This window comes from Pantoea sp. UYEF8, from assembly GCF_040546285.1.
Classification (GTDB): domain Bacteria; phylum Pseudomonadota; class Gammaproteobacteria; order Enterobacterales; family Enterobacteriaceae; genus Pantoea; species Pantoea brenneri.
The window spans coordinates 118,413-131,109 of sequence record NZ_JBEPNM010000014.1 but is presented as its reverse complement, the minus strand read 5'-3'; the positions used below and the strand labels follow the sequence as shown (position 1 = coordinate 131,109).

The 12,697-nt window shown below is 53.7% G+C and carries 12 protein-coding genes and 1 rRNA gene; 8 read left to right on the top strand and 5 right to left on the bottom strand.

Annotation, left to right across the window (positions count from 1 at the left end):
* Positions 1-91, top strand: a 5S ribosomal RNA gene (gene rrf / locus ABIB18_RS20810); the annotation flags it as partial.
* Positions 92-173: 82 nt separating this feature from the next.
* Here the strand turns inward: rrf and mobB are convergent.
* Positions 174-680, bottom strand: coding sequence for a molybdopterin-guanine dinucleotide biosynthesis protein MobB (gene mobB, locus ABIB18_RS20805; RefSeq protein WP_031377273.1), 507 nt, complete (start codon positions 678-680; stop codon positions 174-176).
* Position 681: 1 nt separating this feature from the next.
* Positions 682-1,248, bottom strand: coding sequence for a molybdenum cofactor guanylyltransferase MobA (mobA, locus tag ABIB18_RS20800; protein WP_031377272.1), 567 nt, complete (start codon positions 1,246-1,248; stop codon positions 682-684).
* A 45-nt stretch (positions 1,249-1,293) separates the two neighbouring features.
* Between mobA and ABIB18_RS20795 the strand changes: the two genes are divergently transcribed.
* The 5 genes from ABIB18_RS20795 (at position 1,294) to spfP (ending at position 6,752) form a co-directional block, all read left to right on the top strand.
* A complete protein-coding gene (locus ABIB18_RS20795; RefSeq protein ID WP_031377271.1) occupies positions 1,294-1,569 on the top strand; it encodes a YihD family protein in 276 nt (91 codons plus the stop codon).
* A gap of 45 nt (positions 1,570-1,614) precedes the next feature.
* Positions 1,615-2,601: a serine/threonine protein kinase gene (locus ABIB18_RS20790; protein ID WP_354475537.1), complete on the top strand. Its 987-nt coding sequence runs from the start codon at positions 1,615-1,617 to the stop codon at positions 2,599-2,601.
* A 26-nt stretch (positions 2,602-2,627) separates the two neighbouring features.
* Positions 2,628-3,257, top strand: a complete 630-nt coding sequence (dsbA, locus tag ABIB18_RS20785; protein ID WP_031377269.1) for a thiol:disulfide interchange protein DsbA — start codon at positions 2,628-2,630, stop codon at positions 3,255-3,257.
* A gap of 375 nt (positions 3,258-3,632) precedes the next feature.
* A complete protein-coding gene (gene polA, locus ABIB18_RS20780) occupies positions 3,633-6,419 on the top strand; it encodes a DNA polymerase I (RefSeq protein WP_159223081.1) in 2,787 nt (928 codons plus the stop codon).
* 285 nt (positions 6,420-6,704) lie between these two features.
* Positions 6,705-6,752 (top strand): small protein SpfP, encoded by a 48-nt coding sequence (spfP, locus tag ABIB18_RS23810; protein WP_071892919.1) that lies wholly within the window; start codon positions 6,705-6,707, stop codon positions 6,750-6,752.
* An 85-nt stretch (positions 6,753-6,837) separates the two neighbouring features.
* Here spfP and yihA read toward each other — a convergent pair whose 3' ends face one another.
* Entirely contained in the window at positions 6,838-7,473 is a 636-nt protein-coding gene (gene yihA, locus ABIB18_RS20775) for a ribosome biogenesis GTP-binding protein YihA/YsxC (RefSeq protein ID WP_031377267.1), read from the bottom strand.
* Between the two features lie 551 nt (positions 7,474-8,024).
* On the opposite strand from yihA, the gene yihI reads away from it, so the two are divergent.
* Positions 8,025-8,549, top strand: a complete 525-nt coding sequence (yihI, locus tag ABIB18_RS20770; protein WP_031377266.1) for a Der GTPase-activating protein YihI — start codon at positions 8,025-8,027, stop codon at positions 8,547-8,549.
* A gap of 233 nt (positions 8,550-8,782) precedes the next feature.
* A complete protein-coding gene (gene hemN / locus ABIB18_RS20765; protein WP_354475531.1) occupies positions 8,783-10,156 on the top strand; it encodes an oxygen-independent coproporphyrinogen III oxidase in 1,374 nt (457 codons plus the stop codon).
* Positions 10,157-10,192: 36 nt separating this feature from the next.
* On the opposite strand, the gene glnG is transcribed toward hemN, so the two are convergent.
* Both glnG and glnL read right to left on the bottom strand, forming a co-directional pair.
* A complete protein-coding gene (gene glnG, locus ABIB18_RS20760; RefSeq protein WP_354475529.1) occupies positions 10,193-11,602 on the bottom strand; it encodes a nitrogen regulation protein NR(I) in 1,410 nt (469 codons plus the stop codon).
* 7 nt (positions 11,603-11,609) lie between these two features.
* Complete coding sequence (glnL, locus tag ABIB18_RS20755; protein ID WP_354475527.1) at positions 11,610-12,659, bottom strand: nitrogen regulation protein NR(II); 1,050 nt, start codon at positions 12,657-12,659, stop codon at positions 11,610-11,612.
* Positions 12,660-12,697: the final 38 nt, after the last annotated feature.

The window sequence follows — 12,697 nt, the reverse complement described above, 5'->3', positions numbered from 1 at the left end:
CACCTGACCCCATGCCGAACTCAGAAGTGAAACGCCGTAGCGCCGATGGTAGTGTGGGGTCTCCCCATGCGAGAGTAGGGAACTGCCAGGCATCATACCAGTGAAAAAGCCCCGCACGAAAGTGCGGGGCTTTTTTACGTCTGCAGATCCTAAAATCCTGTCAAAAACGTGCATCAGCGGGCTTTTAGCCAGTCAGCAATGAACGCCGCAATCACTACTGGCTGGTTTAAATCCAGTACCGGTACCGACAATGCAAGAGCCTGATCGCTGGCGACGGCGATCACCTGTTCATCCAGCAACTCGTCTACGCCACCTTTGATACCGGCGCGCCACAACACAATTTTTGGCACTGCCTCATTTTTGAATCCTTCTACCAGTACCAGATCCAGTAGAGAATGTTCCATCCGGCTCACCAGGTAAGGCAGATCAATGTGCCCTTCATCAGGTGTTTCACACATTAATGCCCAGCGCTGTGAACTGGCCACGATAACCTGATTCGCCCCGGCTTTCCTGAGGAGATAGCTGTCCTTGCCAGGTGTATCCACCTCCATCTGATGATGCGTATGCTTGATCAAACCGCTACGTATGCCCTGATGGCTAAGGATCGGTATAAGTTGCTGTAGGAGCGTTGTTTTTCCGGTTCCACTCCAGCCGGTGATAGCCAGTAAAGGTAGCGACATATTAAAATCTCTTATCCAGATCATCCGGGGTATTGATGTTGTGAAAGGCGGATTCGTCATCCGGTAACAGCACCGCATGTCCGCCCTGATGGCGTAAAAACTGCATCAGGCGGCGTTCACCGGCCTGGAGATAGGCCTGCAGTGGCGCAGCAACATCGCGGTGGATCAGCGCCAGCGTAGGATGATCGCGCTCCTGTGAGCGTACCCACACTGCTGGGGCGTCGCCGCGTTGTTGCACCAGCTGCTCAACAAAGTTAAGCGGGATAGCAGGTGTATCGCAGGAACTGAACACCGCCCAGTCCCCCTCAATAGCGCGTAATGCGCTATAGATCCCCGCCAGCGGGCCCGGGTAATCTGCAAACACGTCCTGCACGACCCGACATCCGCTTAACTGATAACGATCAATATTGCGATTCGCGTTAATCACCACAATGTCGACTTGTGGCCTTAGCCGTTCAAGGACATGCTGATACAGTGGCTTGCCATTCAGTGGTACCAATCCTTTGTCCTGACCACCCATACGGCGGCCCTGACCCCCGGCCAGAATCACGCCGGTTAACATTGTCATGGCATTATCCTCGCTAATGACATACTGAAAACGGGAGTAAGTGATATGAAATGCCATCGTCTGAACGAATTGATGGAACTGTTACAACCCGCCTGGCAAAAAGAACCCGATCTTAACCTCATCGCATTCTTACAGAAACTGGCACAGGAAGCTGGATTCCGTGGCCCATTAAGTGAATTAACCGATGACGTATTGATTTACCATCTCAAAATGCGCGACGCAGGCAGCCATGATGAGATACCGGGGCTGAAAAAAGATCACGAAGTTGATTTCAAAACAGCGTTGCTACGCGCACGGGGTGTCATTAAAGATGACGAGTAGTGTTATCCTTGGTGGCTAAATACACCGGCCACGACAGGTAAAATGATGAGCGACGCTGCGTTTAACTTTCAGACGTTGAATCCCGACGTGCTGCTGGATGCGCTGTGGGAAACAGGCATACGCGTCGAATCAGGACTGACAGCGCTGAACAGCTATGAAAACCGTGTTTATCAATTTAGTGATGATGAGAAACGCCGTTACGTGGCTAAATTCTATCGCCCACAGCGCTGGCGTGCAGAGCAGATTCTCGAAGAGCATCAGTATGCGCTTGATCTGCTGGCTGACGAAGTACCGATCGCGGCACCGCTGATTTTACAGGGCAACACCTTGCAGAGTCACGCCGGCTTCTTTTTTGCAGTGTTCCCCAGCCTTGGCGGGCGGCAGTATGAAACTGATAATGAAGATCAGATGGAGTGGGTAGGTCGCTTTCTGGGTCGGATTCATCAGACCGGCCGTAAAGCGCTGTTCAGCCAGCGGCCGACTATCGGCCTGGATGAATATCTCCATCAGCCTCGTGCGGTGCTGGAACAGTGTGCATTAGTACCTGCTTCACTGAAAGATGCGCTGCTTCAGTCGGTCGACAAGCTGGGGCACACGTTACAGCAGCGCTGGCATAGTACGTGGCAGCCGCTACGATTACACGGTGACTGTCATCCCGGTAATATCCTGTGGCGTGACGGGCCACTGTTTGTCGACCTGGACGATGCCCGTAACGGTCCGGCAGTGCAGGATCTGTGGATGCTGATCAGCGGGGATCGGCAGGAACAGCGTATTCAGTGGGATATCCTGCTGGAGGCGTACGGTGAATTCAGTGACTTTGATATTAATGAATTGTCACTGATTGAGCCTTTACGCGCGATGCGCATGGTTTATTATCTGGCCTGGGTAGTCCGACGCTGGCAGGATCCCGCTTTTCCGCGCGCCTTCCCCTGGATGACAGATGAAGATTTCTGGCGCCGGCAGATTTCGCTTTTTACCGAGCAGGAGAAGCTGTTGCAGGAACCTCCTTTGCAGCTGACCCCGCAATTTTAATGAAGTAGTCAGGAGAGTTTTTCACGATGAAAAAGATTTGGTTTGCACTGATCGGTTTAGTGCTGGCGTTCAGCGCGTCTGCTGCACAATTCACCGAGGGGAAACAGTACGTCAGTCTGCAGAAGCCCGTTGCAGGCGAACCTCAGGTGATGGAGTTTTTCTCCTTCTTCTGCCCGCACTGCTATCAGTTCGAACGTATTTATCACGTCAATGATGCGGTGAAAAAGAATCTGCCTGCTGAGACTAAGATGGTGAAATACCACGTTGATTTCCTCGGCGGCGATTTGGGACCGGTGGTGACTCAGGCCTGGGCTGTTGCAATGGCGTTAGGTGTGGAAGATAAAGTCACCGCGCCGATCTTTGATGGTATCCAGAAAACGCAGACCATCACCGATCCTGCCAGCCTGAAACAGACCTTTATCACCGCGGCTGGCATTTCTGCGGCGGATTATGATGCTGCCTGGAACAGCTTTGCAGTAAAAGCGCTGGTTGCTCAGCAGCAGAAAGCAGCCGCTGATGTTGATCTGCGTGGCGTACCGGCGATTTTCGTTAATGGCAAATATATGGTCAATAACGGCGGTCTCGATACCAGCTCTATGGATAATTTCGTTGCCGATTACGCGAACGTCGTGAAATTCCTGGTCAGCCAGAAGTAACCTGCTGCCTGACCGTTAAACGCCAGCGCTGCTGGCGTTTTTTTTGCCCTGCGATCGGCGACAGCATTTTTATCCATCTCCTGGGCATAAATTTAATATCCACACAAGGGATCACGTAATTAAAAATGGCGATCGGGTCACGGAAATAAGATAAATGATTGAAATTTAATGATTTAAATCGGGCGGGTTTTATCTAAACACCTAAAAAACAGCGCGTTATAATTTTTACGCACAAAGTTATCCACAGAACGATCGTTGCGATCCTTCACTCAAAAGCGTTAAAAACGCCAGACGCTGCTCGCCTTATTTCACCATTCTTGCCAAGCTGTGGCATCCTTATAGACCAATCCATGGCAACGAAGAATAGACAGACTTATGGCGCAAATCGCAGAAAATCCCCTGATTCTGGTTGATGGCTCATCCTATCTTTATCGCGCGTACCACGCGTTCCCGCCGCTGACCAATAGTGCAGGTGAACCCACAGGCGCCATGTATGGCGTGCTTAATATGCTAAAAAGCCTGCTGACGCAATATAGCCCAAGTCATGTTGCTGTGGTGTTTGATGCTAAAGGCAAAACTTTTCGCGACGAGCTGTTTGAGCACTACAAATCGCATCGGCCACCGATGCCGGACGATCTGCGAGCGCAAATCGAACCGCTGCACGAGATGGTGCGCGCAATGGGATTACCGCTGCTGGCCGTCAGCGGCGTTGAGGCTGATGATGTTATCGGTACCCTGGCGCTTGAGGCCGAGAAAAAAGGCCGGGCAGTGCTGATCAGCACTGGTGATAAAGATATGGCGCAGCTGGTGACGCCGGGTATCACGCTGATTAACACCATGACCAACACTATCCTCGGACCGGAAGAGGTCGAGCAGAAGTATGGCGTGCCGCCTGCTTTGATTATCGATTTCCTCGCCATGATGGGTGATAGCTCAGATAACATCCCTGGCGTTCCTGGCGTGGGCGAGAAGACCGCGCAGGCGCTGCTGCAGGGACTGGGCGGCATGCGTTCGATCTATGACAACCTGGATAAAGTGGCCGAACTCTCGTTCCGTGGTGCCAAAACCATGGCGGCAAAACTTGAACAGAACCGTGACGTGGCGTTTCTCTCTTACCAGCTGGCGACCATCAAAACCGACGTTGAGCTGCCGCTGCCTTGCGAAGAACTGACGGTGACCGAACCGGACGTGGCGGCGTTACAGACGCTGTTCAGCCGTTATGAGTTCAAACGCTGGCTGAACGATCTGCAGGACGGGAAATGGCTGCAGGGTAAAAAGAGCAATCCTCAGGCGCAAAAAGGGCTGCCTGATGAGCCGGTGGCAGTGGTGGAGACCAGCAGCATTTTATCGGCTGATGGCTACGTCACTATCCTCGATCAGGCGACCTTTGAAAGCTGGCTGGAGAAACTAAAGCGCAGCGAGGTGTTCGCCTTTGATCTGGAAACCGATTCGCTGGATACCCTGAGCGCCAATATCGTGGGCATCGGTTTTGCGGTAGCACCGGGTGAGGCAGCCTATCTGCCAGTGGCACATGACTATCTGGATGCGCCTGAACAACTCGACCGCGCTGCCGTGCTGGCACAGCTTAAGCCACTGCTGGAAGATGCCAGCGCCTGGAAGGTTGGTCAGAATCTCAAATACGATCGCGGCGTATTGAAGAACTACGACATTGAACTGGCCGGTATTAAGTTCGATACCATGCTGGAGTCCTACATTCTCAACAGCGTGGTCGGCAAACACGATATGGATAGCCTGGCCGCACGCTGGCTGAACCACAAAACCGTCACGTTTGAAGAGATTGCCGGCAAAGGCAAAAATCAGCTGACGTTTAATCAAATCGCCCTCGAACAGGCGGGGCACTACGCTGCGGAAGATGCCGACGTCACCTTACAGCTGCATCTGAAGATGTGGCCAGAGCTGGAGAAAGAAGCGGGCCCGAAAAAAGTGTTTGAGCAAATTGAGATGCCGCTGCTCACCGTGATCTCGCGTATCGAGCGTAATGGCGTGTTGATCGATCAGGCTATTCTGGCGCAGCACTCGAAAGAGCTTACGTCCCGGCTGGCTGAACTGGAGCTCAAGGCGCATGAACTGGCGGGCGAGCCGTTTAATCTCTCTTCGACTAAACAGTTGCAGGTTATCCTGTTTGAAAAGCAGGGCATTAAACCGACCAAAAAGACCCCGGGCGGCGCACCTTCAACCAGCGAAGAAGTCTTAGCTGAGCTGGCGCTCGATTATCCGTTGCCCAAAGTGATTCTGGAACATCGCGGCTTATCCAAACTGAAGTCCACCTACACTGATAAATTACCGCTGATGATCAACCCGGTCAGCGGGCGGGTTCATACCTCTTATCATCAGGCGGTTACCGCGACCGGACGCTTATCCTCGACCGATCCTAACCTGCAAAACATTCCGGTACGTAATGACGAAGGACGCCGCATCCGCCAGGCTTTTATTGCTGGCAAAGGGAATCGCATCGTTGCGGCCGACTACTCACAAATTGAACTGCGCATCATGGCGCATCTCTCGCAGGATAAAGGATTGCTGGATGCGTTTGCCCAGGGCGAAGATATCCACCGGGCAACCGCTGCTGAGGTGTTTGGCGTCGCGCTGGACAAGGTCAGTGGAGAACAGCGCCGCAGCGCCAAAGCGATCAACTTCGGTCTGATATATGGCATGAGCGCATTTGGCTTGTCTCGCCAGTTGAACATCGGTGCCGGCGAAGCGAAAAAGTATATGGATCTCTACTTTGAACGCTATCCAGGCGTGCTGCGCTACATGGAAAATACCCGCCAGCTGGCCGCCAGTACAGGCTATGTCGAAACCCTCGAAGGGCGCCGGCTGTGGCTGCCGGATATTAAATCCAGCAACGCGATGCGACGTAAAGCCGCGGAGCGTGCGGCGATCAATGCGCCAATGCAGGGAACGGCGGCAGACATTATCAAGCGTGCGATGATTGCAGTTGATGGCTGGTTAGAGCAGGAAAAAGAGAGCGGCGTCAGAATGATTATGCAGGTTCACGATGAACTGGTATTTGAGATCAAGGCTGAGGCCGTTGAGGCCGCCAGCAAGAAAATTCAGGCATTGATGGAAGGCAGTGTGCAGCTCGACGTGCCGCTGCTGGTGGAAGTTGGGGTGGGCGATAACTGGGATGAAGCCCACTAATCTGCATCAATGCGCTGGCGTTGCGGCGTCATTGCGGGTCTGGCATGAGGCATAAGTAAATCGTTTACTTAATCGCTTCAGCCACTGGCAATGGCGCCACAGTCTGAAGGAGATCACTAACTACTTATCGGCTAAGCACTTTTTATGTCATTAAACTACATCGCGAAGCCGTTTTTGTGACGTATATGGTAAAAAAAGTTCTGTTTGATGTAAGTAAGCGACAAAAAAGCCTTTGTGGCTCAGAAAAAATCAGGTAAAGTTCGAGGCGTAGGGTACAGAGGTAAGATGTTCTATCTTTCAGACCTTTTACTTCACGTAATCGGATTTGGCTGAATTTAGCCGCCCCAGTCATTCTGTGACTGGGGCGTTTTTTATTGGGCTTTTTACAGCCTCAACGGACGGAATGTACCGGTCCGGTTTACTCGTCTGCTTCCTGATCGTCGCGTGCGGGCTCAAGGTTGGTGAACCAGCCATCAAGCTTCTGCCGTACTTTATCCACGCCAATCTTCTTCAGCGACGAAAACAGTTCGACCTGCACATCACCCATAAAGGCCAGTGACGCTTCACGCACCATCGTCAGCTGCGCTTTACGCGCGCCCGAGGCAAGCTTATCAGCCTTGGTCAGCAGCAACAGTACCGGGATGCTGCTTTCCACTGCCCACTGAATCATCTGCTGATCCAGATCCTTAAGCGGATGACGGATGTCCATCAACACCACCAGACCCTTCAGCGCCTGTCGTTTTTGCAGATACTCACCTAATGCACGTTGCCATTTCAGCTTCATCTCTTCTGGCACTTCGGCATAGCCGTAACCCGGCAGGTCGACCAGCCGTTTCCCTTCCGAGACTTCAAACAGGTTAATCAACTGGGTGCGGCCCGGCGTTTTACTGGTACGCGCCAGGCTTTTCTGGTTGGTTAAGGTGTTCAGTGCGCTGGACTTGCCGGCGTTGGAGCGGCCAGCAAAGGCGACCTCGATCCCGGTATCAGCGGGAAGATGGCGGATATCCGGCGCGCTCAGGACAAAATGGGTTACGTGATAATTCAGTTCAGACAAAGTGACACTCCAGAAAACGCATTAGGGCAATGGCGCCGATTATACGCGTTATGGCGCGAAAGTGCTCAACCGCTTGGCGGTCGCCTTTTTTGTAAGAGATTTGCCATAGACGTTGCCCGTTATGTCGTTATTTACTTTAATTACTAAAAATAAAAAACATTACTATTCAGTTAATTATGAATATGTAGTGTTTTTTTCCAGCAACTAACCCTGCCGCTTACTTGAGGGTTTTACCAGTTGGTCTACATTAGTGTGCAGTGCACGGCAGCACACATCAGGAAGATGCGTTCAGGGATGTCAGGAAGGCAAAGAGCGATGGAGTGGAAATGGTCAGGGATTGCGGACCGGACAGGGATAAGGAAAAGCTCAGGTGTTGAGCAGGCGCGGGATTGACCGGGATGTTACGAGCCGAAAAGGACTTAAAACATGATTCCTTCGTATGAAGGTATGAAATAAGGCGACAGCTTGAGCTGTCGCCTTTTTTCTTTGGCTACTTTCTGCTAGATTTCGCCGCAATTCTATACTGAATAAAAAAGCCGGGACCGAACACTATGAAGCAACCTGCACGAGCTGCGCACGGCAAACCTGCCGTCAAAGCCAAACGCAAATCGCGTGAAGATATTAATAACGAAGCACGCGATCGTAAACGTGATAAAAAGCATCGCGGCCATGCGTCAGGCAGCCGTGCAAATCCGACAGCGTCGGACAACAACGGTGGCCGCCAGGGCAGCAATGTTAAAGATCCGCGTATCGGTAGCAAAAAACCGGTCGCGCTGATTGCCGATGGCCAGACTGCATCCGCTAAAGTGAAGAAAAGCGTGGCAAAACCCGCGGCTGAGAAAAAAGCACGCCTGACACCGGAAGAAGAGCTGGCGAAGCTGGAAAATGACGAACGTCTGGATGCGCTGCTGGATCGGCTGGAAAATGGCGAAACGCTGTCGGCAGAAGACCAGGGCTGGCTGGACGCAGCACTCGATCGCATCGACGAACTGATGGAGCAGTTAGGCATCGCCATGGATGACGGCGATGACGAGCAGGCGGAAGAAGATATGTACCGTCTGCTGAAAGGTAACTAAGCCAATTTGATCGGCATGCGGTTTCCGCATGCCGCCCCTCTCAGGTAAACGACAATGTTTTGGCCTGGATCAATTTTCGCGCTGCTGACGACATGTTATCTGCTGTGGTTATTGTTTAAACTACGTCGCCTGTCGCGTCTGAAGCAACGTTTACGTCGGGTTTCGTCCCGCTCACCTTTCATCCCTTCTTCATCGCGACCTTCTCTTAGACGACGTCACCGGAAGGAGTGAGCATGCCATCGCTGCAGATTGATTGGGACCAGGCGCTGATTGAGAAATACAATTACGCCGGGCCACGTTATACCTCCTATCCCACTGCGCTGGAGTTCAGCGAGCAGTATGCCGAGCCTGATTTCCTGCGTGCGGTAGCGCGCTATCCAGAACGTCCTCTGTCGCTCTACGTCCATATTCCTTTCTGTCATCGTCTTTGCTACTTCTGTGGCTGCAATAAAATAGTCACGCGCCAGCGTCATAAAGCGGACCGCTACCTGGATGTGCTTGAGCAGGAAATTATTCAGCGGGCACCGCTGTTCCGTCAGCGTCAGGTGCGGCAACTGCACTGGGGCGGCGGCACACCGACCTTTCTCGATAAGGCGCAGATTAGCCGGCTGGTGGCCGTGCTGAAGCAGCATTTTACGGTGGCGGACGATGCCGAAATGTCGATCGAGGTCGATCCACGCGAAATTGAGCTGGATGTTATCGATCATCTGCGCGCGCTGGGGTTCAATCGCCTGAGCATGGGCGTGCAGGACTTTAACAAAGCGGTGCAGCAGCGGGTCAATCGGGTACAGGATGAAGCGGTCATCTTCGGACTGATGGCTCGGGCGCGCGAGCAGGGTTTCAGCTCAACCAGCATCGATCTGATCTACGGTTTACCGCTCCAGACGCCGGACAGCTTCGCCTTCACCCTGGAGCGGGTGCTGGCGCTGAATCCCGATCGGCTAAGCGTATTCAACTACGCGCATCTGCCCGCGCTGTTCGCTGCCCAACGTAAAATCAAAGATGACGAACTGCCGTCGGCACAGCAAAAACTGGATATTCTGCAACAGACCATCGCCACACTGACGCAGCAGGGTTACCAGTTCATTGGCATGGATCATTTTGCGAAGCCGCAGGATGAACTGGCCATTGCCCAGCGCGAAGGAGAGCTGCACCGTAACTTCCAGGGCTACACTACTCAGGGCGACAGCGATTTACTCGGGCTTGGCGTCTCTGCCATTAGCATGATTGGTGACAGCTATGCCCAGAACCAGAAAGTGCTCAATAGCTGGTACAGCAGCGTAGAGCAGCAGGGCAACGGCCTGTGGCGTGGCGTAGCGTTAACCGATGATGACTGTCTGCGTCGTGAGGTGATTAAAATCCTGATCTGCAACTTTTCGCTCGACTTTGCGGCGGTTGAAACCCAGTGGGGTATCCGATTTGCCGACTACTTTGCCGAAGACCTGGCGCTGCTGAAACCGTTAGTGGCGGATGGGCTGGTGGTGCAAGCGGCGACCGGCTTGCAGGTGACGGGGGTGGGACGCTTGCTGATCCGCAATATCTGTATGTGTTTTGATCGCTACCTGCGTCAGAGAGCGCGTCAGCAGCAGTTTTCACGGGTGATCTGAAAACGGGCTGAGATCCCTCAGCCCGTATCAGGATGCTTATTCCATCCCCAGTTCTTTCAGTTTGCGCGTCAGGGTATTACGTCCCCAACCCAGCAACCGGGCAGCTTCCTGCTTATGACCCTGAGTATGGCGCAGGGCGGTTGTGAGCAGCGTGCGCTCCATCTCTGGTTGCGCTTCTGACAGCAGATTCTGATGACCGGAACGCAGCGCGCGGTCGGCCCACTGTGCCAGCAAGGTTGCCCAGCTGTCCGGCAGCGACTGCACCGGATTTTCCGGCGTGCTGGACTCAAACAGTTCGGCAGGCAGATCCTGAATCAACACTTCCTGACCCGCCGCCATTACGGTCAGCCAGCGACAGGTATTCTCCAGCTGACGCACATTACCTGACCAGTGCAGACGGGTGAGCGCGGCTTCGGTTTCCGGATGCAGGATCTTCGCCTCCACCCCTAGCTCACGCGCGGCAACCTGCAGGAAGTAACGCGCCAGCCGCGGAATATCTTCCCGGCGCTCACGCAGTGGCGGCAAATGCACCCGGATCACATTCAGGCGATGAAACAGATCCTCACGGAACTTGCCTTCCTGCACCCGCAGCTCCAGATTCTGGTGGGTTGCGGCGATGATACGCACGTCGACTTTGACCGGCGCATAGCCGCCGACGCGATAAAACTGACCGTCGGCCAGCACGCGTAACAGACGGGTCTGCACATCAAGCGGCATGTCGCCGATCTCATCTAAAAACAGCGTGCCGCCATCCGCCTGCTCAAAGCGGCCCTGGCGAATCTGGTTAGCGCCGGTAAAGGCCCCTTTTTCATGACCGAACAGTTCTGATTCAATCAGGTCTTTCGGTATAGCGGCCATATTCAGCGCGATAAACGGTGCTTTGGTCCGTGGGCTGTGGCGATGCAGCGCGTGCGCCACCAGCTCTTTACCGGTACCGGACTCGCCGTTGATCAGCACGCTAATGGAGGATCGCGACAGGCGACCAATAATGCGGAACACGTCCTGCATTGCCGTGGCCTCACCAATGATATCGGTGGTCGGTCCGCTGACCGGCTGATTACGCGGCTGTTGCTGCTCCTGATAGTGACTGATGGCACGCTCTACCAGCGCAACCGCCTCATCAATATCAAACGGCTTAGGCAGGTAATCAAACGCCCCTTGCTGGTAGGCGCTGACCGCAGCATCCAGATCGGAGTGGGCCGTCATTATGATGACCGGGAGCATCGGGTGACGCTGTTTAATCTGCTTCAGCAGCGCCAGACCATCCATACCGGGCATGCGGATATCTGATAATAAAACGTCCGGGGTTTTGGTCGAGAGGGCATCCAGCACCTCTTTTGCGCTGTCAAAGGTGGCACAGCTTAAACCGGCTCCAGTGAGCGCGCGTTCAAGCACCCAGCGGATGGAGCTATCGTCATCGACGATCCAGACTATCCCTCGTTGCATAGAAACCTCACTGGCGAATGGGCAGGTAAACCGAAAACTCGGTGTGTCCCGGCCAACTGTTAAATTCTATTTTTCCTGAATGTTGATCAATCAGGCTACGGGCGATGGAGAGGCCTAAACCGGTTCCGCCTTCCCGGCCGCTGACCATCGGATAAAACAGCGTATCCTGCAGCTGGGCGGGAATGCCGGGGCCATCATCTTCAATATCAATCCGCGCCACCAGACGGTAACGCGTGCCGTGCAGCGTGAGCTGGAACGCGGTACGGGTGCGAATAATAATGGTGCCGCCCTCGTCACCTAACGCCTGCAGCGCATTACGGACGATGTTGAGTAACACCTGTTCAATCTGATCGGGGTCGTGTGGCAGTTCCGGCAGGCTGGGATCGTAATCACGCACCAGAGAGACGTTATCCGGCAGCTCCATCGACACCAGATTCACTACGCGCTCAGCCACCTGATGAATGCTTTGGGTGATGTGCATGCCGGGCTGCTGCGGCCCTAACAGGCGATCGACCAGATTTCTCAACCGGTCCGCCTGTTCAATAATCACTTTGGTATATTCGTTCAGCGACGGATCGGGCAGGGCGCGTGATAACAACTGGGCGGCACCGCGTAATCCACCCAGCGGATTTTTGATTTCATGCGCCAGGCCGCGCACCAAATCGCGCGCGGCTACCTGCTGAGCGTGCTGTAACTGTTCCTGACTGAGACGACGCTGATTATCCATCGGCGCCATTTCCAGCAGAAGTAAGCCATCGGGCAAACGCTGGGCGGTCAGCGACATGATGTGCGCGCGTCCATCGACTACCAGCGTGACTTCACTGTCGGTAAATCCCTGGCCAGCCTCAAGACTCTCGCGCATCACCTCAATATTCAGCGAAAAGTAGCCGGTCAGTTCCGGTAACGGCGTGCCGAACAATTTACGTGAGCTTTGCGCCAGTAATTGCTGCGCCGCCGGATTGGCATAGTGGATAACCAGGTCGTTATCCACCAACAAAATACTGTTGATTAACGCGTTGAGAATCTGCCCTGCATCGGGCAGAGAGCCAGTTGCCATACAGCGTTCCTCTGCACTAAGTTAGTGCATTTTAGTCT

Coding starts and splice junctions, on each gene's coding strand:
- mobB (WP_031377273.1), bottom strand. CDS start 680: ATGTCGCTACCTTTACTGGCTATCACCGGCTGGAGTGGAACCGGAAAA.
- mobA (WP_031377272.1), bottom strand. CDS start 1,248: ATGACAATGTTAACCGGCGTGATTCTGGCCGGGGGTCAGGGCCGCCGT.
- ABIB18_RS20795 (WP_031377271.1), top strand. CDS start 1,294: ATGAAATGCCATCGTCTGAACGAATTGATGGAACTGTTACAACCCGCC.
- ABIB18_RS20790 (WP_354475537.1), top strand. CDS start 1,615: ATGAGCGACGCTGCGTTTAACTTTCAGACGTTGAATCCCGACGTGCTG.
- dsbA (WP_031377269.1), top strand. CDS start 2,628: ATGAAAAAGATTTGGTTTGCACTGATCGGTTTAGTGCTGGCGTTCAGC.
- polA (WP_159223081.1), top strand. CDS start 3,633: ATGGCGCAAATCGCAGAAAATCCCCTGATTCTGGTTGATGGCTCATCC.
- yihI (WP_031377266.1), top strand. CDS start 8,025: ATGAAGCAACCTGCACGAGCTGCGCACGGCAAACCTGCCGTCAAAGCC.
- hemN (WP_354475531.1), top strand. CDS start 8,783: ATGCCATCGCTGCAGATTGATTGGGACCAGGCGCTGATTGAGAAATAC.
- glnG (WP_354475529.1), bottom strand. CDS start 11,602: ATGCAACGAGGGATAGTCTGGATCGTCGATGACGATAGCTCCATCCGC.
- glnL (WP_354475527.1), bottom strand. CDS start 12,659: ATGGCAACTGGCTCTCTGCCCGATGCAGGGCAGATTCTCAACGCGTTA.